This is a genomic window from Bradyrhizobium sp. UFLA05-112 (genome assembly GCF_053572325.1).
This window is the reverse complement of sequence record NZ_JBANBK010000009.1, coordinates 131,321-153,123: the sequence shown is the minus strand read 5'-3', so window position 1 is coordinate 153,123 and position 21,803 is coordinate 131,321. Positions and strand designations below refer to the sequence as shown.

18 protein-coding genes and 1 pseudogene are annotated in these 21,803 nt (G+C 63.1%); 8 read left to right on the top strand and 11 right to left on the bottom strand.

From position 1 onward, the window contains the following. Positions 1-77: 77 nt before the first annotated feature. The 3 genes and pseudogenes from SO180_RS08000 to lepA form a co-directional block, all read right to left on the bottom strand. Complete coding sequence (locus SO180_RS08000) at positions 78-287, bottom strand: hypothetical protein (RefSeq protein WP_449378259.1); 210 nt, start codon at positions 285-287, stop codon at positions 78-80. A 148-nt stretch (positions 288-435) separates the two neighbouring features. Next, positions 436-957, bottom strand: a complete 522-nt coding sequence (locus SO180_RS07995; RefSeq protein WP_449378258.1) for a hypothetical protein — start codon at positions 955-957, stop codon at positions 436-438. 191 nt (positions 958-1,148) lie between these two features. Further along, a pseudogene (lepA, locus tag SO180_RS07990) lies at positions 1,149-2,832 on the bottom strand (translation elongation factor 4). A 146-nt stretch (positions 2,833-2,978) separates the two neighbouring features. Between lepA and SO180_RS07985 the strand changes: the two are divergent. The 3 genes from SO180_RS07985 (at position 2,979) to SO180_RS07975 (ending at position 6,822) form a co-directional block, all read left to right on the top strand. Then, entirely contained in the window at positions 2,979-4,337 is a 1,359-nt protein-coding gene (locus tag SO180_RS07985) for a YARHG domain-containing protein (protein WP_449378257.1), read from the top strand. After that, complete coding sequence (locus SO180_RS07980) at positions 4,334-5,110, top strand: M15 family metallopeptidase (RefSeq protein WP_449378256.1); 777 nt, start codon at positions 4,334-4,336, stop codon at positions 5,108-5,110. Before SO180_RS07985 ends, SO180_RS07980 begins: the two co-directional genes overlap by 4 nt. 86 nt (positions 5,111-5,196) lie before the next feature. After that, positions 5,197-6,822 (top strand): glycosyltransferase family 39 protein, encoded by a 1,626-nt coding sequence (locus tag SO180_RS07975; RefSeq protein WP_449378255.1) that lies wholly within the window; start codon positions 5,197-5,199, stop codon positions 6,820-6,822. Positions 6,823-6,949: 127 nt separating this feature from the next. Here the strand turns inward: SO180_RS07975 and SO180_RS07970 are convergent, their stop codons facing one another. The 5 genes from SO180_RS07970 to SO180_RS07950 all read right to left on the bottom strand — a co-directional run bounded on the left by SO180_RS07970 (position 6,950) and on the right by SO180_RS07950 (position 10,948). Next, positions 6,950-7,288 (bottom strand): HPr family phosphocarrier protein, encoded by a 339-nt coding sequence (locus tag SO180_RS07970; protein WP_449378254.1) that lies wholly within the window; start codon positions 7,286-7,288, stop codon positions 6,950-6,952. Continuing rightward, positions 7,285-7,686 carry a PTS sugar transporter subunit IIA gene (locus SO180_RS07965; RefSeq protein WP_011090868.1) on the bottom strand — a complete coding sequence of 134 codons (402 nt, stop codon included), beginning with the start codon at positions 7,684-7,686 and terminating at the stop codon, positions 7,285-7,287. The genes SO180_RS07970 and SO180_RS07965 overlap by 4 nt, the downstream gene beginning before the upstream one ends. 133 nt (positions 7,687-7,819) lie before the next feature. Further along, positions 7,820-8,344: an HPr kinase/phosphorylase gene (locus SO180_RS07960; protein ID WP_449378253.1), complete on the bottom strand. Its 525-nt coding sequence runs from the start codon at positions 8,342-8,344 to the stop codon at positions 7,820-7,822. Further along, positions 8,341-10,143, bottom strand: coding sequence for a stimulus-sensing domain-containing protein (locus SO180_RS07955; protein WP_449378252.1), 1,803 nt, complete (start codon positions 10,141-10,143; stop codon positions 8,341-8,343). Before SO180_RS07955 ends, SO180_RS07960 begins: the two co-directional genes overlap by 4 nt. Positions 10,144-10,246: 103 nt before the next feature. Next, the gene (locus tag SO180_RS07950; RefSeq protein WP_027520846.1) at positions 10,247-10,948 is read right to left on the bottom strand and encodes a response regulator transcription factor; all 702 of its coding nucleotides are present in this window, start codon (positions 10,946-10,948) and stop codon (positions 10,247-10,249) included. Between the two features lie 246 nt (positions 10,949-11,194). Here SO180_RS07950 and SO180_RS07945 point away from each other — a divergent pair, with 246 nt between their 5' ends. From SO180_RS07945 to SO180_RS07935, 3 genes are all read left to right on the top strand, one after another. After that, on the top strand, positions 11,195-11,932 hold the full coding sequence (locus SO180_RS07945; RefSeq protein WP_449378251.1) for a HugZ family pyridoxamine 5'-phosphate oxidase: 738 nt from the start codon (positions 11,195-11,197) through the stop codon (positions 11,930-11,932). An 81-nt stretch (positions 11,933-12,013) separates the two neighbouring features. Beyond that, the gene (locus SO180_RS07940; protein ID WP_449378250.1) at positions 12,014-14,599 is read left to right on the top strand and encodes a CHAT domain-containing tetratricopeptide repeat protein; all 2,586 of its coding nucleotides are present in this window, start codon (positions 12,014-12,016) and stop codon (positions 14,597-14,599) included. A gap of 297 nt (positions 14,600-14,896) precedes the next feature. Then, positions 14,897-16,513, top strand: coding sequence for a phosphoenolpyruvate carboxykinase (locus tag SO180_RS07935; RefSeq protein WP_449378249.1), 1,617 nt, complete (start codon positions 14,897-14,899; stop codon positions 16,511-16,513). 247 nt (positions 16,514-16,760) lie between these two features. Here the strand turns inward: SO180_RS07935 and SO180_RS07930 are convergent, their stop codons facing one another. Both SO180_RS07930 and SO180_RS07925 read right to left on the bottom strand, forming a co-directional pair. After that, a complete protein-coding gene (locus tag SO180_RS07930; RefSeq protein ID WP_449378248.1) occupies positions 16,761-17,576 on the bottom strand; it encodes an acyl-CoA thioesterase in 816 nt (271 codons plus the stop codon). Positions 17,577-17,811: 235 nt separating this feature from the next. Next, positions 17,812-20,337 carry a glycogen/starch/alpha-glucan phosphorylase gene (locus SO180_RS07925; RefSeq protein WP_449378269.1) on the bottom strand — a complete coding sequence of 842 codons (2,526 nt, stop codon included), beginning with the start codon at positions 20,335-20,337 and terminating at the stop codon, positions 17,812-17,814. Between the two features lie 239 nt (positions 20,338-20,576). Between SO180_RS07925 and SO180_RS07920 the strand changes: the two genes are divergently transcribed. Continuing rightward, positions 20,577-20,810: a hypothetical protein gene (locus tag SO180_RS07920; protein ID WP_449378247.1), complete on the top strand. Its 234-nt coding sequence runs from the start codon at positions 20,577-20,579 to the stop codon at positions 20,808-20,810. Between the two features lie 72 nt (positions 20,811-20,882). Here SO180_RS07920 and SO180_RS07915 read toward each other — a convergent pair whose 3' ends face one another. Continuing rightward, on the bottom strand, positions 20,883-21,173 hold the full coding sequence (locus SO180_RS07915) for a GIY-YIG nuclease family protein (protein WP_449378246.1): 291 nt from the start codon (positions 21,171-21,173) through the stop codon (positions 20,883-20,885). 192 nt (positions 21,174-21,365) lie between these two features. Here SO180_RS07915 and SO180_RS07910 point away from each other — a divergent pair, with 192 nt between their 5' ends. Further along, positions 21,366-21,797: a hypothetical protein gene (locus SO180_RS07910; protein WP_449378245.1), complete on the top strand. Its 432-nt coding sequence runs from the start codon at positions 21,366-21,368 to the stop codon at positions 21,795-21,797. Positions 21,798-21,803 lie beyond the last annotated feature (6 nt).

Below are 21,803 nucleotides of genomic sequence, written 5' to 3'. Positions count from 1 at the left end.
ACCTATGAATCATTGAAAAATTGATTCGGGAATCCTATAAAGCACGGCAAAATCAACGATCTGCCAAAGTAGTGCTATCAGGCCGGCGCCTTGCGGCCGATCAACCCGAACATGATCATGACGATGCTAAGGCCGCCGACGGCACCGGAGACTTCGCCGACCGTGCGCATCAGGACGACAGGATTGTTGGACCAGGGTGTCATGTCCCGCATGGACAGAAAGAACAGCACGGCGAGAGCCAGCAGCACCACGCCGACGGCGATCAAACGCCAGTTTCGCTTCCGCATGACAGACCTTCCTCGGGGCGACGCCAGGACGGGCGTGGCCGTACGATACGCAGAGGAATAGTGTCGTCGATTTCGGTTCGGGTTCGACCAGCCCACGAAATAAAGCAGAGCTCGGCGACCCACTTCGTGTCGCTGTTAACGCGCTACGCTATTTGCCGTCGATTTCTCGCCAGAGTGTCCAGATCCAGCCGGCGAAGGTCGCGACCAGCACGGGATAGGCGTAGGTCGGCAACGGTATGGACGTTGGCTCTAGCGGCTCACCCCAGAAAATTCTCGCCGCGGTGACGATGAACAGGGCCGCGCTCACGATGCCAAGGATTCGGATTGGCATGGCGAACAGCCCGGGAATGCTGATGAGGAGAAGCGCTGTCCCCCAAAGAGCGCTGCCGGCGGCAAACGCCGGGATGCTGCCCGCAACACCTGCCGCAGGGCCTGAAAGCATGATGATGCCCTCGCCGATGGCAAAAACCAGAAAGCCGCCGGCGACAACGTCATGCCCTGCCCGAAAGTATTTTGTGGCGAGCAGTGCTGCGGCCATCACGAGTCCCGAGCCGTCGATCGCCCACAGAATCCCCTGCACGTTCTGTTGCGTGACCATGGCCCCCGCCATTCCCAGGGCGCCACCAAGTGCAAGGCCTATAGCCGCGATCACGTTGATCGAGCGATGCATCGTCTTCCCCCAGCAGGACTCTGCCGATTCCACGGGTCGCGATGATGCCATCATGCCGGTGATTTGCCCGACGTGTCAATCGAATTTCGTAAAATCGGAAGGTGTCGCGCCGGCCGTCGCCGGCTACTTTGCATGGGGTTGTTTTCGAGTTTTTGTTGTCCGGCTCCAGGCCGGCCCCCGTCTCATCCGCCTCAGCTGTCGACCTTCAGCGCGGCAATGAAAGCTTCCTGCGGGATGTCGACCTTGCCGAACTGCCGCATCTTCTTCTTGCCTTCCTTCTGCTTCTCCAGAAGTTTCCGCTTACGCGTGATGTCGCCGCCGTAGCACTTTGCGGTGACGTCCTTGCGCAGCGCGCGCACGGTCTCGCGCGCGATCACCTTGCCGCCGATCGCCGCCTGGATCGGGATCTGGAACATGTGCTGCGGGATCAGCTCCTTCATCTTCTCGACCATGGCGCGGCCGCGGCCCTCCGCACGGGTCCGGTGCACCAGCATCGAGAGCGCATCGACCGGCTCGCCGTTGACCAGGATCTGCATCTTGACGAGATCGGCCGGCTTGTAGTCGGTGAGATGATAGTCGAACGAGGCGTAGCCCTTGGAGACCGATTTCAGGCGGTCGTAGAAGTCGAACACGACCTCGTTGAGCGGCAGGTCGTACTTCACCATCGCGCGGGAGCCGACATAGGTGAGCTCTTTCTGCGAGCCGCGGCGGTCCTGGCAGAGTTTTAGCACGCTGCCGAGATATTCGTCCGGCGTGAGGATCGTGGCCTCGATCCAGGGCTCGTCGATCTCCGATATCTTGACCACGTCGGGCATGTCGACGGGGTTGTGGATCTCGATCTCGGCGCCGTCGGTCAGCTTCATCTTGTAGATGACGCTCGGCGCGGTCGCGATCAAATTGAGATCGAACTCGCGCGACAGCCGCTCCTGGATGATCTCCAGGTGCAAGAGGCCGAGGAAGCCGCAGCGGAAGCCGAAGCCCAGTGCGGCAGAGGTCTCCATCTCGAAGGAGAAGCTGGCGTCGTTCAGGCGCAGCTTACCCATCGCGGCGCGCAGCGTCTCGAAGTCGTCGGCATCGACCGGGAACAGGCCGCAGAAGACCACGGGGATCGCCGGCTTGAAGCCCGGCAGCATCTCAGCGACCGGCTTCTTGTCGTCGGTGATGGTGTCGCCGACGCGGGTGTCGGCGACTTCCTTGATCGCGGCGGTGATGAAGCCGATCTCGCCGGGGCCGAGCTCGTCGACCTGCTGCATCTTCGGCGTGAAGAAGCCGACGCGCTCGACGTCGTAGGCGGCGCCCGTGCCCATCATGCGGACGCGGCTGCCCTTCTTCATGATGCCGTCGACGACACGGATCAGCACGACGACGCCGAGATAGACGTCATACCAGCTGTCGACCAGCAGCGCCTTCAAGGTCGCGTCGCGGTCGCCCTTCGGCGGCGGCAGGCGGGTGACGATGGCCTCCAGCACATCGGGCACGCCAAGGCCGGTCTTGGCCGAGATCATCACCGCATCCGACGCATCGATGCCGATGACGTCCTCGATCTGCTGCTTGATCTTTTCCGGCTCGGCGGCCGGAAGGTCGACCTTGTTCAGGACCGGGACGATCTCGTGATTGTTGTCGAGTGCCTGGTAGACGTTGGCGAGCGTCTGTCTCTTATACACATTACGAGAGCCGGACGGTCTGCGCCTTGATGGTGATGCCGCGCTCGCGCTCGATATCCATGGAATCGAGCACCTGCTCCTTGCCGGCCATTTCGCGCTCGGACAGGCCGCCCGTCATCTGGATCAGGCGGTCGGCCAGGGTCGATTTGCCATGGTCGATATGGGCGACGATGGAGAAATTGCGGATGTTGGAAATGGGGGCGGTCGTCATGGGGCGCGGGATACCACTCACATCCCCGTGCGGCAACCATTCCCTTGATCTGCCGGGGGATCGCTCAGGGCTTCCCAAACCTTCAACCCATCGATTTCAGGCGGCGCCTCTGCTATTTTTGCAGCTTTCAATGGTGGAGGCGGGCCATGCGTTGGAAAATTCTTTGCATTCTCGTATTTGCCGCATCTTTTACCTCCCCGGCCTCGGCGGAGAAGCGCGTAGCCCTCGTCATCGGCAACTCCGCCTACCAGAGCGTGCCGCGGCTTGAAAATCCGAAGAACGACGCGCTGCTGGTGGCCGATACGTTGCAACGGCTCGGCTTCACGCTGGTCGGCGGCACCGCCCAGGTCGAGCTGGACAAGGCGGGGTTCGACAACGCGGTCCAGCACTTCGGCAGCCAATTGATCGGTGCCGACGTCGCCTTGTTCTATTACGCCGGGCACGGCATCCAGATTCGCGGAACGAACTATCTCGTGCCGGTTACGGCGAACCCAGCCCGCGAGACAGACGTCGATTTCCAGATGGTCGATGTTGCGCTGGTGCTTCGACAGATGGACGGAGCAGGTACCAAGCTGAACATCGTCATCCTCGATGCCTGCAGGAACAATCCATTTGGCGGTCGCGGCTTGCGTGGGTCGGACGGCGGCCTGGCGCAAATCCGCGCACCGGAGGGAACGCTGCTCTCCTATGCGACGCAGCCTGGAAACGTTGCGCTCGACGGGAGTGATGGCCACAGCCCCTATACGCGGGCGCTGGTCGAAACGATGCAGCGGCCCGGGCTCGATGTGCTGCAGACGTTCAATCAGGTGGGACTCTCAGTGAAGCGTGCGACCGGAAGCGCGCAGCAACCCTGGGTTTCCACCTCCCCGATCGATGGCTCGTTCTACTTCTCCGGAGGCCCAGCAGCCCAGGTCGCGACGGTCGATGTGCCGGCGACGGTCGTGCCGCCGCCTTCCAACCTTCCGTCTTCCGCGCCTTCCGTGACGAGGACACAATCGGACTTCCTTTTTCCGGATTCGGATACACGCCTGCTTGACGAAAGCGATCTGAGGACGTTGAGCAAGGATGATCTGCGCCTTGCGCGCAACGAAATCTTTGCGCGGCGAGGGCGCTACTTCAACTCGCCAGATCTGACGGCCAGGTTTTCAATGTTCCCCTGGTACGCGCCCCACACCTGGGACCCTCAGCTGAACGCCGTCGAGAAGGCAAACGTTGCCTTGATCGAGCGTTACGAATCCGGCGGACCGACTCAAAACGGTTTCATCTTTCCCGATTCGGACCGGCGCCTGCTCACTCCCGCCGATCTGCGCGGGCTTTCGAACGACGAGCTACGCCTTGCGCGCAACGAGATCTTTGCGCGACGGGGACGCTATTTCGAGTCGGCGGATCTGAAAGCCCGCTTCGAGCGCTTCCCGTGGTATTCGCCCAATACATGGAATCCCAAGCTCAATTCGATCGAGGAGGCCAACATCGCGCTGCTCGATCAGGCCGGCAAGCACCGATGATCGCGTCGCGGGCGGCCCGCGTCCTCATCGTTCTCCTGCTTGCACCCGCGCCTGCGAAGGCCCAAACCAGGACCGAACTGCTCGATCGGCTGGTTCGTGCCTATCCCGAAGCTCTGTCGAGCCACGACGGCAAGCACATTCTTTGGCGTGATGGCACGACCATGCCCGTGGACGATGGTGTCGACGACAAGTCTTTTGATCAGCGCCTACGCAATGCCTCCATTCTCGACCAGCTGCGTTTGCCCTATCCTGTCGGCGCTTCCGCGCCCCCTGCATTGAACGCTGATCCCGGAAGGTTCCGGAACGAGGCGTTCTTCAAGAAGATGTATGGCGATTGCCACAATGGCGAGGTCCAGCGGAATCTCGTCACCGTCGTCTGGCTGCCCCGGTCGTGGGGAAAGACGATCCGGGTGACGCGGATCAATGGCGTCGCCGATCGGCTCAGAGAGGTGTCAGCGGAGATCGAAAAGCTCGATCCCGCGCTGAAGGCTGCCGCCTTTCCCATTGCGGGCGTCCTGTCGTGCCGGCCCGTCGCCGACACCGGAAGAATGAGCATGCATGGCTATGCCGCCGCAATCGATCTGAACTTGCGATACTCCGACTATTGGTTGTGGGCGGGCCGAAGCAAGTCCGTTCCCTACAAGAACAGGATGCCGCGGGAGATCGTCGACATCTTCGAACGCCACGGATTCATCTGGGGCGGAAAATGGTATCACTACGACACCATGCATTTCGAATACCGCCCGGAACTCCTGGTTGGTGGTTCTCGATAACTTTTCCGCGCCAAAGGCGCGTTCAGCGGTTCTCATTCACGCCAAGCTGATTTCACTAAAGCGCAAAACGCGCTAGGCAACGACCCATGTCGACGACTTCGATCCTGCCCGCCGGAACGCACGCGAAGCGCGGTTTGAGCCCGAGGCGGCTCGTAGCCCGGCTGGTCGCCAGCGCCACCGATCCCAAAACCCGCCTGTGGCTGGTGATCCAGCTCGCCGTCCTCCATGCGGTGGTGTGGACCTTCATTCTGATCAATCTGAAGGCCGCGCAGGACGTTCACATGGACGTCGCCGAAGCCTATGCCTGGGGTCAGAAATTCCTGCTCGGCTACGGCAAGCACCCGCCGCTGTCGGGCTGGATCGCAGGCCTCTGGTTCATGGTCTTTCCGCCGATGGATTGGGCGACCTATGCGCTCGCGATGGTGACCGTCAGCCTCGGCATGGTGATCTGCTGGCTGATCGCGCTGCGTGTGGTCGACGCCCGGCGCGCATTCCTCGTCCTGGTGATGACCGCGCTCTACCCGATCTTCAACTTCAAGGGTTTCAAGTACAACCCGGATTTGTTGCAACTCGTCACGCTCCCGCTCCTCGTGCTCGCCTATCTCAACGCGTTCGAGAAACGGAGCTGGCAATCCGGCGTCCTGCTCGGGCTCGCCGGGGCGCTCGCGCTGATGACGAAATACTGGGTGCTGACCATGATCGGCGCCATCGGCCTTGCCGCGCTGATCCATCCGGATCGCGTCAGATTCCTGGCCTCGCCGGCGCCATGGGTTGCAATCGCAACGCTGCTCGTCGCGATGATCCCGCATGGCATCTGGCTGGCTGACGCGCATTTCGTGCCGCTGACCTATGCCGGCGACACCTACAGCCTCAGCGATCGCGCGCAGATCAACGATCTCGTGCGCGGCTACGCCCTGCATAATTTCGCACTGCTCGCACTCCCGGTGGCGCTGGCGGCACTGGCGATGGCGCTGGTGCCGCCGTGGTGGAGATTGCTGCTGCGCGCCCCCCTGGCGATCGTCAGCCGCGCCTGGGCGCGCGGCGACAATCCTGGCGTCAACGTCTCGCAGGCGCTGAATATCTGGATCATCCAGATCATCGTCGCGGTCGGCCCGCCGCTCGGCGCGCTCGCCTTCGGCATCTACATGAAGACGGACTGGGGCATCTCGCTGTTCTTCCTGGTGCCGTTGGCGCTGGTTTCGATCCCGGCGCTGCGCGTGCAGCGCGCGAGCCTGTTCAACGTTGCAGCGATCTGGCTCGTGCTGTCGCTGGCAACGCTCGCCGCTTCGCCCTGGATTGCCGCGCGCGAAATGGCCGCTAATGCCGGCAACACCGCGACCTATGGCGCGCGCTCCGAGCTCGCGCGTGAATTGACGCAGGCGTGGCGCACCCGCTTCGGCTCACGCTGGCCGATCGTCGCCGGCACCATGGAAACCATCCAGCCGATGGCATTCTACAGCCCCGATCATCCGAGCCCGTTCACGCCGCACGAAGCCTGGAGCTCCGGCCTGACCGCAGCGGAGGACGTCAAGCGCCTCGGCTTCATCGGCGTGTTCGATCCCACCGACGGCCGCGCGGACGATTTCGACAAATGGGTCAAGGAAACCGCGCCGAACGCCGAGCGGATCGTGATGACGACGCGCCGCTTCACCCATGGCAAGGCAGGCCCTGCGATGACGTGGAACGTCTACATCGCGCCGCCGGGAGGGTAACTCTTCGCCGCAAGCTGTAAGGTGGGCGAAGGTGCGAAGCGCCGTGCCCACCACTTCTGTCGAGAGTTGGAGAGTGGTGGGCACGCTTCGCATTGCCCACCCTACGCAGCTTCATTCGCTGAAGCCGCTACGTCCCTTCCTCGTTGAACTTGCTTTCAACGAGCTCGGTGATCGCGGCGAGCGCGGCCTCGGCGTCATCGCCCTTGGCTGAAACGGTGATCGTCGTGCCGGGCCCTGCGGCCAGCATCATCAACCCCATGATCGAGGTGCCGCCGACGGTCTCGCCGCCGCGCGTCACCCAGACCTGCGCGTTGAAGCGTTCCACCGCCTGCACGAACTTTGCAGACGCGCGCGCGTGCAGGCCGCGCTTGTTGATGATCAGCAGTTCTTTGGAGATCGCCCCTTCGGGCACGCCAGTTCCCGCAGGAGGACTGGCCTCACTTCCGAGTGGCGCGTCGTCGCTCATTTGCCGGCGAGCACGCGGCTGGCGATGGTGACGTATTTGCGGCCGGCCTCCTGGGCCATCGCGATCGCGTCGGGCAGCGCGCGCTCCTCGCGCACCTTGGCGAGCTTCACGAGCATTGGGAGATTGATGCCCGCCAGCACTTCGACCTTGGGTCGGCTCATGCAGGATATTGCAAGGTTGGACGGCGTGCCGCCGAACATATCGGTTAGGATCGCAACGCCGTCGCCGGAATCGACGCGATTAACCGCTTCGATAATGTCGCTTCGACAGAGATCGGAATCATCCTCGGCACCGATCGTAATCGCTTCGATTTGCTTTTGTGGGCCCATGACATGCTCAAGCGCTGCCTTGAACTCGTCGGCAAGGCGCCCGTGGGTCACAAGTACTAGACCAATCATCGGAAAACTCCTCGCGGGCGCTTTTGGTGCGCCGCACGAACGCGCCACTTTGACCATCCAGAGCCCCCGCGCAAGAGGGGATGTTGCGTATCTCCCTGAATCTAGACGGATGGATGAGGGGAGCTGCGCCGATCTATTCGGTCGCGATAGTGGGGTTCATATGGTTACCATTTCCCTTCAAACAATCGCCCGAAGGGTTAACGGAAGATGAACTCTTGGTAGTGATCAAGGCCGCGACAACCAGGGGAAGGGCCTGGTGACCCACTCCGACCGGGATTCGCGGTAATTCAACACCGGAAATGTTGGTTTTCAGGGCTTCTGGCGACGGCAGGCGCTCCGCATCAGGGGCAGCGAGGTCGACCACGAGGCCGACAGTCGCATGCTCCACGAAGTCGCAGCGGCGGATGCCGAGGCCCCGGATCTCGATCAGGCCGGCCAGGACGGGGGCAGGGCGGACTACAATTTCGTTGCCGACTGTCGCCAGATGGACACGGTCGTCGCCCACCAAAACGGCCCTTTCGACCATCCCGGCGCGGCCCGCCATGATCAAATCGAAGGCAAGGCGCGATTTACCGGCGCCCGAGGGCCCCCGGATCAGCACAGCCTTATTCCCGATTCTGACCGCGGAGGCGTGGACGCTAGCGCTGTCCTCGCTCATAGCGCCGGCAGCCTCACCAGGAAGCGTGCGCCGGCAACCGTGGGCTCGCCGTCGGCGTCCGGGGTACCAACGCGATTCTCCGCCCAGATGCGTCCGCCATGGGCCTCGATGATCTGCTTGGAGATCGACAGGCCGAGGCCGGAGTTCTGGCCAAAGCCCTGATGCGGGCGATCAGTGTAGAAGCGCTCGAAGATGCGCTCCAGCGCGTCCTCGCGGATGCCGGGGCCGTCATCGTCGACCAAGATCTCGATCTCGGTTCGCACGCGGCGGCAGGTCATGCGCACCTTGTTGCCCGGCTCGGAGAAGGACTGCGCGTTCGACAAGAGGTTGGAGATGACCTGCCCAAGCCGCGAATCGTGGCCGGTTACGGATAGGCCGTCGGTCGGGCCGCGGCCTTCGAATCGGGTTTCGACCGCGACGTCGTGGCCGAGCTTGGTCTCGTTGGCGACCGAGGTGAGCGTCGTCAGCAACCGCCGCAGATCGACCGGGATAGCATCCTGCCGCTGCAGTTCGGCATCGAGCCGGCTCGCATCCGAAATATCCGAGATCAGGCGGTCGAGCCGCTTCACGTCGTGCTCGATCACTTCCAACAGGCGCGCGCGGCTGGTGTCGTTGCGCGCGAGCGGCAAGGTCTCGACCGCCGAGCGTAGCGAGGTCAGCGGGTTTTTCAGCTCGTGCGCGACGTCGGCGGCGAACATCTCGATCGCCTCGATGCGGCGATAGAGCGCATTGGTCATGTCGCGCAGCGCGCCGGAGAGATGGCCGATCTCGTCGCGGCGGCGAGTGAAGTCGGGGATCTCGATGCGGGACTTGGTGCGGCGACGGACGCGCTCGGCACTGTCGGCGAGGCGCCGGACGGGACCAGCGATCGTGCTTGCGAGCAGCAGCGACAGCATGATCATGACGGCGGCTGCGACACCGCCGACTTTCAGGATCGCCAGCCGCTCGGCCGTGACCATCTGGTCGATATCGTCGCCCTGGGTGGACAGCATCAAGGCGCCATGGATGGCACGCGAGCGCAGCACGGGCACTGCGACCGAGACGATCACCTCGCCGCGCGAATTGACCCGCACCATCGACCGCTTCTGGCCCTTCAGCGCGTCACCCACCTCGTCATAGCCATTGCCGTTTTCGGGCCCGAGCTCGCGATAGAGCGGCAGGTCGCCGCGGTTGAGCCAGGTGCGCACCGAGGTCATGCCGCGTTCGAGGATGCCGGGCTTCTCGGACGGCGGCGGCAGGTCGTATCGCAGCACGTTCTCGAGGTTGCGGCTGTCCAGCAGGAGGATGCCGTTGGGATCGTAGATCCGCGCGCGCGTCTTGGTCGGTGAGATCAGCGTGCGCAGCACCGGCGCCACGCGCTCCGGATTGATCGGGAAATCCAGCGGCGAATAGTCGTCCGACCCGCTATAGCTGTCGCCCAGCTTGAGGTCGAGCAGCCGGTCGGGGTCGATGGTGATGGCGTTGGTCTGCACCGTCGCGGAGGCCGCGATCGCCCCCGCGATGATCTCTCCCTGCACCAACAGGCTCTGCGCGCGCGCGTCGATCAGGCCGGCGCGGAACTGCGACAGGTAAAGGATGCTCGCGACCAGCGCGACGAGGCCGGCGAGATTCAGCGAGACGATGCGGCGGGTCAGGCTCGAGAAAGAGAGAGCGAAGAAGAACTGTCCGGCGCGCTTCAGCCAGTTCAGAGGCCGCCAGCCCTGCGCGACCTGCTTCTCCTCAGCCGAATAGTCCTGAACGCCCGTGGACACGACATCCTCGGCGTTCAGGCTGGAATCAGGCTGTGTCCGGTCAAGCAATGCTTACGCCCGCGTTAGGACTGGTCGTGCGATTGGTCCCGCATCTTAGCCGAGACCGACAACCCCGTCAGTCCGCAAAGTCCCCGAAAGAGGCCAGCTCGCCTCAGGCTTCCTTGAAGCGGTAGCCGACGCCGTAAAGTGTCTCGATCATCTCGAACTCGTTGTCGACCACCTTGAACTTCTTGCGCAGCCGCTTGATGTGGCTGTCGATGGTGCGATCGTCGACATAGACCTGGTCGTCATAGGCAGCATCCATCAGCGCGTTGCGGCTCTTCACCACGCCGGGCCGGGTCGCCAGCGCCTGGAGGATCAGGAATTCGGTGACCGTCAGCGTCACCGGCTCGTTCTTCCAGGTGCAGGTGTGTCGCTCGGGATCCATACGCAGAAGGCCGCGATCCAGCGCCTTGGCGTCGTTCTCCTTCGGCGCGGCGGTCGGGTCCTTCGGCGCCGAGCGACGCAATACCGCCTTGACGCGCTCGACCAGCAGCCGCTGCGAGAACGGTTTGCGTATGAAATCGTCGGCACCCATCTTGAGGCCGAACAGCTCGTCGATCTCCTCGTCCTTGGAGGTGAGGAAGATCACCGGCAGATCGGATTTCTGGCGCAGCCGCCGCAGCGTCTCCATGCCGTCCATGCGCGGCATCTTGATGTCGAGAATGGCAAGATCGGGCTGCGTGGTGCGGAAGCCGTCCAGCGCGGAGGCGCCGTCGGTGTACGTCATGATGCGATAGCCTTCGGCTTCCAGCGCAATCGAGACGGATGTGAGAATGTTGCGGTCGTCGTCGACCAAAGCGATTGTGGGCATGAGCCTCTGCTTTCCGTTGGGGTCGTGATCTAAAACGGCGAGCAATTCAGTGATGCGCCGCATACATGGGCCCCCAAACCTGGGGTTCGAACCTTGTCACCGAGCAATGCAAGCTGGGCTGAAGTGTGACCAAAGTTCCTCGAAACGCGGCGAAGCTGCCGCGGTCCGACCCGTAACCGGACCCCGTTTAACCCCGAAAAGGCCGGCCTTGCAACCCGTAAAAGCCGGAAAACCGAAGAGAATCAGATGCAACCGACCTCCGATTTCGACCCCGGAAAGCTCGCCAAATCGCTGCTGCGGCGCTCCCGGCAGGGAGCGCTGGCGACCCTGATGCCCGGTACGGGCGATCCCTATTGCTCCCTGGTCAATCTGGCAAGCCACCCCGACGGCTCGCCGATTCTGCTTATCTCGCGGCTTGCCGTGCATACCAAAAATATCCTCGCCGACGGGCGGGTCTCGTTGATGCTGGACGAGCGCGGCCCCGGCGATCCCCTGGAAGGAGCCCGAATCATGCTGTCGGGACAGGCGGAGCAGGGGACGGAAGGCGAGCTGGAGCTCCTGCGCCGGCGCTACCTGGCCGCCCATCCCTCAGCGGAAGACTTTGTTTCGTTTAAGGATTTTTCTTTCTTCCGGATCAAGCCATCCCGAACCCATCTGGTCGCGGGATTCGGCCGTATCCTCGATCTCAAGCCCGAGCGGTTCCTCACGGACCTCGCGGGCGCTGGCGAACTGCTTGAAGCCGAGGAGCGCGCGGTCGCGCACATGAATGCCGACCATCGCGACACCATGAGTCTGTACGCGACAAGGTTGCTCGGTGCAGCCGAAGCCGACTGGCGCTGCACGGGCTGTGATCCCGAGGGCCTGGACATGCAGTCGGAACAGGCCGTGCTGCGGCTCGAGTTCCCCGAGCGGGTGACGGATGGCAACGCGCTGCGCAAGATGCTGGTGGAGCTGGCGGGCGAGGCGCGGGCCAAGGGCGGTTAGCAACAGCCGGCATGAACGGCGACGCCCATCGCTGCGACCCATGGTCAAGCAATATGGCCTGGGTTGGCAACGAGAGCTTTCATGACACGACATGTACGTTTGGCGCTGGCGGCTGGCCTTGCGCTCGCGCTCGGCGCATCCTTTGCCACATCTGCCACGGCCCAGAATTTCGCCGTGCAAAGCGCCAAGATCAACGAACTGAGCCGCGCCGGCAAATATGCGGAGGCGCTGCCGCTAGCGCAGGCCATGGTGGCAAGCCTCGAGAAGAGCAACAACAGCCGCGATCTCGCCGGTGCGCTGAACAACATTGCCCAAATCCATGTCGCGCAGGGTGATGACGATCAGGCCGAGCCCCTCTACAAGCGCGCCATCGCACTTCTGGAAAAATCCCTCGGCCTCGACACGGTGGAGATCGCGCCCGAGCTGAACAACCTCGCCGCGCTCTATCAGCGCCAGCAACGCTTCGCCGACGCCGAGCCGCTGTTCAAGCGCGCGCTCGCGATCCGCGAAAAGACGCTGCCGCGCGAACATCCCGATGTCGGTCAGTCCCTCAACAATCTCGCCACGCTCTATGTGAAACAGGAGCGCTATGCAGACGCCGAACCGCTGTTTCAGCGCGCGCTCGCCATCTACCAGAAGGCAGGCGGCCCGGAGCATCCCGCAGTGGCGACGCTCCTGAACAATATCGGCCAGCTCGATCGCGACCTCAACCGCGATGCGGATGCAGAGGCGCCGATCAAACGCTCGCTTGCGATCCGCGAAAAGGTGCTGGGCGCCGACCATCCCGATGTTGCGCGCTCGCTGAACAATCTTGCCGGGCTCTACGAGCACGAGCAGCGTTTCGCCGATGCCGAGCCGCTCTATCGCCGCGCGCTCTCGATCCGCGAGCGTGCGCTCGGACCCGATCATCCCGATGTCGCGACCTCGACCAGCAATCTCGCTTTTTTCCTGCAAGCGTCGGGTAAGACCGCCGAGGCGCTGCCGCTCGCGGAGAAGGCGCTTGCCAATAGCGGCGCGCAGCTCCGCGTCGTACTGCCGGTCCTGTTTGTCGCGCGGCAGCAGCAATTGCTGACTGACGACAAGGCGCTGGACGACGCGCTTGCCGCTATCCAGCGCGGCACGCAATCCTCCGCCGCGTCGGCCGTGAACAAGCTCGCGGTGCGGCTTGCCGCCGGCAGCGATCGGCTTGCCGAGCTGGCGCGGCGGGACCAGGATCTCGCCTCGGAGGCAGATGCACTCGACAGGGCGATCATCGCCGCAGTGTCGAAGCAGCCCGGGCAGCGCGATGCGGCCGGCGAGCAGCGCAATCGGCAGCGTCTTGCGGCGATCGCAAGCGAGCGCGCGAGCTTGCAGAAGACGCTTGCCGTCGAATTCCCGGACTATGCCTCGCTCTCCAATCCGCTGCCACTGGCGGTAAAACAGATCCAGGCGCTCTTGTCGGCCGATGAAGCGATGGTGCTCTATGCCGCCGTCGACAAAGAGAGCTATGTCATCGCGATCACGCGCGAAGGCGTCGACTGGAAACGGATTGCGCTCGGCGCTGACGCGCTTGCGCAAAAGGTCTCGGCGTTCCGCAAGGGGCTCGACGTCGGCAAGGCTGGCGATTCTTCAGGTAAATCGGGGCTGTTCGATCTGGCGCTTGCCAACGAGCTCTATATGACGCTGCTCGGGCCCGTCGAGACGCTTACAAAGGACAAGCGCAGCCTGCTCGTGGTCCCCTCCGGTGCGCTGACGGCACTGCCGTTTCATCTGCTGGTCACCGACAAGCCGCAAGCGGCCATTCCGGACACGCTCGAGGGTTATCGCCGCGCTGCGTGGTTGTTGCGGCGCCAGGCCGTCTCGGTTTTGCCCTCGGTGGTCAGCCTGAAGTCGCTGCGCGCCTTTGCGCGCAGGGATCAGAGCGTCAAGCCGATGACCGGCTTTGGCGATCCACTGTTCAATCCGGCGCAGGAGGCGCCTGCTGACCGGCGCGCGACAAAGGCTGCGGCGCGCAGCATCGCGACGCTTGCCTATACCGAATTCTGGCGCGGCGCCGGCGTCGATCGCGTGCGGCTCGCCCAGGCGCTGCCGCAACTGCCCGATACGGCCGACGAGCTCAGTGCCGTGGCAAAGGACGTCGGTGCTGCCGAAGCCGATGTCCATCTCGGCCGCGACGCCAGCGAGACGACACTGAAGCGGGCAGCGCTTGCCCAATACAGCATCATCTATTTCGCCACCCATGGTCTCGTCGCCGGAGACGTCAAGGGATTGGGCGAGCCTTCGCTCGCGCTCTCGATGCCGGATCAGCCGACCGACTTCGACGACGGCCTGCTCACCGCAAGCGAAGTCGCGCAGCTCAAGCTCAATGCGGACTGGGTCGTGCTATCGGCGTGCAACACCATCGCCGCCGACAGGCCTGGCGCGGAGGCGTTGTCGGGACTGGCACGCGCGTTCTTCTATGCTGGCGCGCGTGCGCTTCTGGTCTCGCATTGGGCAGTCGATTCCGAAGCTGCCACCCGGCTGACCACATCGACTTTCGATTTGCTCAAAAACGAACCAGGACTCGGCCGAGCCGAAGCATTGCGGCGCGCAATGTTAACCTATCTCGATGACGCCTCCTCGCCGCGCAATGCCTATCCTGCGATCTGGGCGCCCTTCGCGCTGATCGGAGAAGGTGCGGTACGATAGAACAGCGCTGGAAAAGCAGCGAGGATTGTGCGTTGCAAAATCCCTGACGGCGCTGATTTGCCCATTTGGTTGCGCGACCATCGATCGTTTTCTACGCGCACGCGTTAGAACAGGCATGCGCGACTTTTGGCCCGGCCCTTGAATAAACCAAATCCTACGGGATCAGCTTGGCAACGCCAGCGTTCATCAGTATTAGGTCGTTCAGCCGAGGCCGGACGGCCTATTATTCACGGTGGCCGCGATGGATGGCGCTCAAAGATGATCGCGCCAATAATGCGGGTTCTAGGAGGATTTTTCGTGCAAGAGACGGGCGTGCGCAACGGTGCCTTTGGCGCCGACAAATTCGGCTTAAAGAATCTCAAGCGGGTTCATTGGAATCTCGGCGCACCACAACTTTATCAGTACTCGCTCTCCGCCGGAGAAGCGGTGCTCTCCGCAGACGGCGCGCTCTGCGCGGATACCGGTGAGTTCACCGGCCGCAGCCCGAAGGACAAGTTCACGGTTCGCGACGCCACCACCGACAAGAAGATGTGGTGGGCCGGCAATCAGTCGATCACCTCGGAGCAGTTCGAGACGCTCTATCAGGATTTCCTCAAGCACGCCGAAGGCAAGAGCCTGTTCGCGCAGGACCTCTATGGCGGCGCCGATCCGGCCTACCGGATCAAGACGCGTGTCTTCACCGAGCTCGCCTGGCACTCGCTGTTCATCCGCACGCTCCTGATCCGCCCCGAGGCGATCGAGCTGTCGACCTTCGTGCCCGAGCTCACCATCATCGACATGCCGAGCTTCCGCGCCGATCCGAAACGTCACGGCTGCAAGTCGGAGAACGTCGTCGCGATCGACTTCGCCCGCAAGATCGTGCTGATCGGCGGCTCCTATTATGCCGGCGAGATGAAGAAGTCGGTCTTCACCACGCTGAACTATTACCTGCCCGAGCGTGGCGTGATGCCGATGCATTGCTCGGCCAATGTCGGATCGAAGGGTGACACCGCGATCTTCTTCGGCCTGTCCGGCACCGGCAAGACCACGCTGTCGGCCGATCCGAACCGCACGCTGATCGGCGACGACGAGCATGGCTGGGGCCCGAACGGCGTGTTCAATTTCGAAGGCGGCTGCTACGCCAAGTGCATCAAGCTGTCGAAGGATGCCGAGCCGGAGATCTACGCCGCCTCGACGCGCTTCGGCGCGGTGCTCGAGAACTGCGTGCTCAACGAAGACACCCGCGTCGTCGATTTCGACGACGGCTCCAAGACCGAGAACACGCGCTCGGCCTATCCGCTGGATTTCATCCCCAACGCCTCGCGCACCGGACGTGCGCCGCAGCCGAAGAACGTGGTGATGCTCGCCGCCGACGCCTTCGGCGTGCTGCCGCCGATCGCAAAGCTCTCGCCGGCACAGGCGATGTACCACTTCCTGTCCGGTTACACGGCGAAGGTTGCGGGCACCGAGCGCGGCCTCGGCAACGAGCCGCAGCCGGAATTCTCCACCTGCTTCGGCTCGCCCTTCCTGCCGCTCGATCCAAGCGTCTACGGCAACATGCTGCGCGACCTGATCGCCCAGCACAATGTCGACTGCTGGCTGGTCAACACCGGGTGGACCGGTGGCAAGTACGGTGTCGGCTCGCGCATGCCGATCAAGGTGACGCGCGCGCTGCTCACCGCCGCGCTCGACGGATCGCTTCGCAACGTCGAATTCCGCACCGACAAATATTTCGGCTTCGCGGTCCCGACCGCGTTGCCGGGCGTGCCAGCTGAGATCCTCAACCCGGTCAACACCTGGAAGGACAAGGACGAGTTCGACAAGACTGCTCGCGCGCTGGTCGGCATGTTCCAGAAGAACTTTGCCAAGTTCGAAGCCCAGGTCGACGCCGAAGTCCGCGCCGCCGCGCCGGATGTGAAGCTGGCGGCGGAGTAACGCTTCGTTACGTGGAAATGAAAAAGGGCGGCCGAGAGGCCGCCCTTTTTGTTTGCGTCTGTTGGCACACCGCTGTAGCCGCCGGCCACGCGCTCGGTGTCGTCCCGGCGAAGGCCGGGACCCATACCCCCAGGGAGAAGTTGTGGCGCGAGCTGACAACTCCGAATCTTTCGCCAAACTACTCCCTGGGGGTATGGGTCCCGGATCTGCGCTCGCTCCGCTCGCTTGTCCGGGACGACGAGTGTACTCACGCCTTGAAATACGCGATCTGCGTCGTGGTCGCGAGCAGGCGGCCGTTGGGCGACCACAGCTCGCCGGTCTGATCGCCGTAGCTTTTGTGGAAGATCTTGGCATCGGCGGTGGCGAGCACGCGCGTGATGTCCTCGGCGGCGAGCGCCTCGCTGTCAGTGTGAAAATAGGTCGTCAGCGACACCGTGCCGAACGGCACCAGCTCGCGCCGCGCGTGGAAGATGCGGCCGAAGAAAGCATCCGACATTGCCATCAGCGACGGCATGTCGAGCTTGCGCGGTGTGCGATCGCTGATCCACACCTTCGAATAGGTGCTGGCTAGTTCTTCCTTCCCGGCGCCGATCCGCATCTCTCCCTCGACGAAGCGGAATTCGTACTGGTTGGCCCAGGACGCCTTGATCTTGGGAAAGGGCAGCGTCGCTTCAAAAGGCGGCGCGTCGGGAAACTGTGCCACCTGATGGGACCAGGAGGGGCGGCGATCGGCAAACACGGCGGTGGCAAGCGTTGCGACCTCGCCGCCGTCCTGTGACAGCTCGACGCACCAATGCTGGCTGGAGCGATTGGCCTTCACCAGCCGCACGTCGAGATCGAACACGCCCTTGGCGATCGGCGCGCAGTAGTTCACGGTCATCGACAGCGGGTCGCCGGCGGCCTGCGGATGGTCGATCAGTGCGCGCAAAATCGTCGCAGCCGTAGCGCCGCCGAATGGGCCGACGAAGGCCCAGTAGTCGTCGCTGGTCTGACCCTGCCAGCAACTGTCACCGGCGGTGATGCGCGTCGCTTCGTCGAAGAGGTGCGGGAGTTTGGCGTGCATGAACTAGACCTCGATACCGACCCGGTCGTCATTGCGAGGAGCGAAGCGACGAAGCAATCCAGACTCCCGCTGCGCAAAGATTCTGGATTGCTTCGCTCGCAATGACGATCGTTGAGGCGAGGGTGACCATCACTGACGCCCCTCCCTTGGAGATGATGACGGTCATATCATCATTGCAGAGGAATTATGCAATGACCTCACAGGTAACGCAGATTTCGCCGAGCGGAAAATCAGCTCAGCCTGTCGCGCCGCGCTGGTCCTCTGCTTCCTGAAATGGCGGCGTGACCGGATTCACCGGCACGTTCCAGATCTCTTCGGCATATTCGCGGATGGTGCGGTCGGAGGAGAACCAGGCCATGCGCGCGACGTTGAGGATGGAGGCCCGTGTCCAGGCCGGCGCCACCTGCCAGCGCGCGTCGATGCTACGCTGCGCCTCGTAATAGGAATCGAAGTCGGCACTGACCATGTAATGGTCGAGATAGCGCAGCGCATGCGCGATGGATTCGAAGCGGCCGGGATCGCCGGGCGAGAACTCGCCGCTGCCGATCGAATTGATGGCGCGCCAGAGCTGCGGGGATCTGCGGATCACGTCGGCCGCATCCAGGCCCTGCTTGCGCCGGATCATCACGTCGCCAGCCTCCATGCCGAAGATCGCGATGTTCTCCGCGCCGACATGGTCGCGGATCTCGATATTGGCGCCGTCGAGCGTGCCGATGGTGATGGCGCCGTTCAGCGCCAGCTTCATGTTTCCGGTGCCGGAGGCTTCCATGCCGGCGGTCGAGATCTGCTCGGAGAGATCGGCCGCGGGAATGATCACCTCGGCGAGGCTGACGTTATAGTCGGGCAGGAAGGCGACCTTGAGCTTGCCGCCGATCGCGGGATCGTTGTTGACGACCTCGGCGACGTCGTTGATCAGCTTGATGATCAGCTTCGCGTAGCGGTAGCTCGCCGCCGCCTTGCCGGCAAAAATCTTCACCCGCGGCACCCAGTTGCCGTTGGGATTGTCCTTGATCGCCTGGTACAGCGCGACCGTCTCGATGATGTTGAGAAGCTGGCGCTTGTATTCGTGGATACGCTTGATCTGCACGTCGAACAGCGCGCCCGGGTCGACCTTGATGCCGAGTCGCTCGCCGATCACGCGCGCGAGCGCCGTCTTGTTGTGATGCTTGACCGCGCGGAATTTCTGCTGGAACGCGACATCGCTGGCGCGCGCTTCCAGCAGCATCAGTTGCGTGGGATCGTCGAGCACGGCCTCGCCGCAGGCCTCGCGCAAGAGGTCGGTGAGCTTCGGGTTCGCCAGCATCAGCCAGCGGCGGAAGGTGATGCCGTTGGTCTTGTTGGTGATGCGGCCAGGATAGAGATGGTTGAGATCGTGGAACACGGTCTCGCGCATCAGGTCCGAATGCATCGCCGAGACGCCATTGATGCGGTGCGAGCCGACGAAGGCGAGCTGGCCCATGCGCACGCGGCGGCCGCTCTTCTCGTCGATCAGCGAGACCGAGGCGCGGAAATCGATGTCGCCGGGGCAGCGCGCTTCGGCCAGCGCGAGGTGCTGAACGTTGATGCGGTAGATGATCTCGAGATGCCGCGGCAACAGCCGCTCGAACAGCTCGACCGGCCAGGTTTCCAGCGCTTCTGGCAGCAGCGTGTGGTTGGTGTAGGAGAGCGTGGCGACGGTGATCTTCCACGCCTCGTCCCAGCGGAAATTGTGCAGGTCGATCAGGATCCGCATCAATTCGGTCACGGCAAGGGACGGATGCGTGTCGTTGAGCTGCACCGCGACCTTCATGGACAGGCTGCGCAGCTGTCCGTCGGAGGAGAGATGTCGCTTGACAAGATCCTGGAGCGAGGCCGAGACGAAGAAGTATTCCTGCCGCAGGCGCAGCTCGCGGCCGGCCGGGCTCTCATCATTCGGATAGAGGAACTTGCAGATCGCTTCCGCGCGCGCCTGCTCGGACGAGGCGCTGACATAGTCGCCCGAATTGAACACGTCGAGCTTCAGCGGATCGGGCGAGCGCGCCGACCACAGCCGCAGCGCGTTGACGTGCTGGCCGCGCCAGCCGACGATCGGAGTGTCATAGGCGATTGCCTGCACGGTCTCGGCCGGATGCCAGATCGAGCGGTCACGGCCCTTGTCGTCGACATGCTCGACGCCGCCGCCGAAATGGACGTGATAGATGACTTCCGGCCGCTGCAATTCCCAGGGATTGCCAAAGCTCAGCCATTCGTCCGGATATTCCTGCTGCCAGCCCTGATTGATGATCTGGCGGAACAGGCCGTAATCATACCGGATGCCGTAGCCGATCGCGGGGATCGACAGCGTCGCCATGCTCTCCATGAAGCAGGCGGCGAGCCGCCCCAGGCCGCCGTTGCCGAGCGCGGCATCCGGCTCGCATTTGCGCAGCTCAGGGAGCGAGACGCCGAGATCGCCGAGTGCGACCTCGAAGATGTTGAGCAGTCCCATGTTGTTCAGCGCGTCGGTGAAGAGACGGCCGATCAGGAATTCGAGCGAGAGATAGTAGACGCGCTTGCGTCCGGCATCGTAGCTGCGCTTCTCCGCGCTGAGCCAGCGATGCACGATACGGTCGCGTAGCGCGAGAGCTGCGGCCTGGTACCAGTCGTGCCTGGTCGCCATGCCCGCGTCCTTGCCGATGGCAAGGCGCAGCTTTGCCAGGATCGCACCCTTGATCTCCGCCAGTGCCAGCTCGTCGATGGGCTGGCCGGCTGCGGGAAAATTCGGCTGGGACGATTGCTCTTGCAAAACAGTCACTTCCTGGTCTCGGGACACTGAACAAAGCTTACGCGCCAAATCGTGCGCGGCAAACCTTACGCGGCTCGCCGCGGAAGCGGAACCATTGTCGGCGCGACCGTGCACTGCGCTGGCGTAAATTTATGCAAGGAATGGGCCGCTTTGGGAACCCGGTCGCGCACGGAGAGAGGGGGATTTTCGTGCTAGATTGGTGAAGGATTCAGCCCTTGGTGTGGAGGGAGAGTACGTCCATGAGACTGCTGATCGAAATCGCCACCGCCGCTCTGCTCGTGATCTGCATCACCGCCTCCAGCGCCGCCTTTGCCGCCGGCCAGATCCGCCGCAGCGCTGACGGCGTGAGTTGCGCATTCTCCCTGCCCCAAAACGCCACACCCGCCGCGCGCTGCGCCGCCATCAAGCGCCAATGCGGCGGCAAGTTCTACGCGAATTATTGCGGCGACAGGATGCTGTCGGCGGCGAATTGAGGGCGGAGGTAGGAGCCAAGGCTCGCTCCCCATCGTCGTCCTGGCGAAAGCCAGGACCCATTACCCCGGCTGTCAGATGAGGCCCGACCGGTCATTCCAATCGGGATTTTCTTGTTCGATTAGCTTGATCTTCCAATCACGTTTCCAGAACTTCAGTTGCTTCTCGCGCGCGATAGCGTCCTGCGGCGTCGCGAATGCTTCGAGGTGGACGAGGCGGAAGATTTTGTATTTCTGCACGAACTTCGACCCGCGACCGGAGCGGTGCAGCTCAAGCCTCGTACGGATGTCGTTGGTGACGCCGATGTACAGCGTTCCGTGATGGCGGCTGGCCAGGATGTAGACGTAGTAGCTGCCTGCGCTCATGGTGGGGCAATCTCGCAAGAGCAACGCTGACCGGGGTAATGGGTCCTGGCTTTCGCCAGGACGACGCTTTTCAGCCAGCCAAATGTTCAACAGAACAAATTAAGAACAGTTTAGCAAGCCTTTGATATATCATTGTGATTCGGCGTGTTGCCGACACAATATCTAGCGTCTGTCCGATTTCGCGAGGACTACATGTCCACCATTGCCTTTGATCAATTCGCCCTCACCCGAATTGGCGACTTCGCGCGCTCGCTGTCGCGGCTGCATCAGGCGGCGCGGCGCTACGCGGTCGATGACGACCAGATCGATCGCGAGTTCAACGCGGTGTGCCAGTCGATCTGGGGCTACACCATCGATGACATCAGCGATGACCTGTTCTCGGCCGGGGACCACCTGTTCCTCGACACGCTCGACGAGGCGCAGGCGCGCATCTTCGCGGCCGAGCAAGGTTATGACCTCGTCGACGACGCGGGCATGCTGACGGACTGGTGGGGGTTTTGCTGGATGATCCTCGCCGAGAAGCGCGGATTGCTCACGCCGGAAAACCGCGCCGCTGCGCGCGCGGCGATCGAGGAGAAGTATCTGGCAGCGCCGAACGTGATCGGCGTGATCATCGGACGGTGACGCGAA

What these genes read in the sequence shown, in the direction of transcription:
- SO180_RS08000 (WP_449378259.1), bottom strand. Translation starts at nt 287, where the DNA reads ATGCGGAAGCGAAACTGGCGTTTGATCGCCGTCGGCGTGGTGCTGCTG.
- SO180_RS07995 (WP_449378258.1), bottom strand. Translation starts at nt 957, where the DNA reads ATGCATCGCTCGATCAACGTGATCGCGGCTATAGGCCTTGCACTTGGT.
- SO180_RS07985 (WP_449378257.1), top strand. Translation starts at nt 2,979, where the DNA reads ATGCGTTGGAAAATTCTTTGCATTCTCGTATTTGCCGCATCTTTTACC.
- SO180_RS07980 (WP_449378256.1), top strand. Translation starts at nt 4,334, where the DNA reads ATGATCGCGTCGCGGGCGGCCCGCGTCCTCATCGTTCTCCTGCTTGCA.
- SO180_RS07975 (WP_449378255.1), top strand. Translation starts at nt 5,197, where the DNA reads ATGTCGACGACTTCGATCCTGCCCGCCGGAACGCACGCGAAGCGCGGT.
- SO180_RS07970 (WP_449378254.1), bottom strand. Translation starts at nt 7,288, where the DNA reads ATGAGCGACGACGCGCCACTCGGAAGTGAGGCCAGTCCTCCTGCGGGA.
- SO180_RS07965 (WP_011090868.1), bottom strand. Translation starts at nt 7,686, where the DNA reads ATGATTGGTCTAGTACTTGTGACCCACGGGCGCCTTGCCGACGAGTTC.
- SO180_RS07960 (WP_449378253.1), bottom strand. Translation starts at nt 8,344, where the DNA reads ATGAGCGAGGACAGCGCTAGCGTCCACGCCTCCGCGGTCAGAATCGGG.
- SO180_RS07950 (WP_027520846.1), bottom strand. Translation starts at nt 10,948, where the DNA reads ATGCCCACAATCGCTTTGGTCGACGACGACCGCAACATTCTCACATCC.
- SO180_RS07945 (WP_449378251.1), top strand. Translation starts at nt 11,195, where the DNA reads ATGCAACCGACCTCCGATTTCGACCCCGGAAAGCTCGCCAAATCGCTG.
- SO180_RS07940 (WP_449378250.1), top strand. Translation starts at nt 12,014, where the DNA reads ATGACACGACATGTACGTTTGGCGCTGGCGGCTGGCCTTGCGCTCGCG.
- SO180_RS07930 (WP_449378248.1), bottom strand. Translation starts at nt 17,576, where the DNA reads ATGCACGCCAAACTCCCGCACCTCTTCGACGAAGCGACGCGCATCACC.
- SO180_RS07920 (WP_449378247.1), top strand. Translation starts at nt 20,577, where the DNA reads ATGAGACTGCTGATCGAAATCGCCACCGCCGCTCTGCTCGTGATCTGC.
- SO180_RS07915 (WP_449378246.1), bottom strand. Translation starts at nt 21,173, where the DNA reads ATGAGCGCAGGCAGCTACTACGTCTACATCCTGGCCAGCCGCCATCAC.
- SO180_RS07910 (WP_449378245.1), top strand. Translation starts at nt 21,366, where the DNA reads ATGTCCACCATTGCCTTTGATCAATTCGCCCTCACCCGAATTGGCGAC.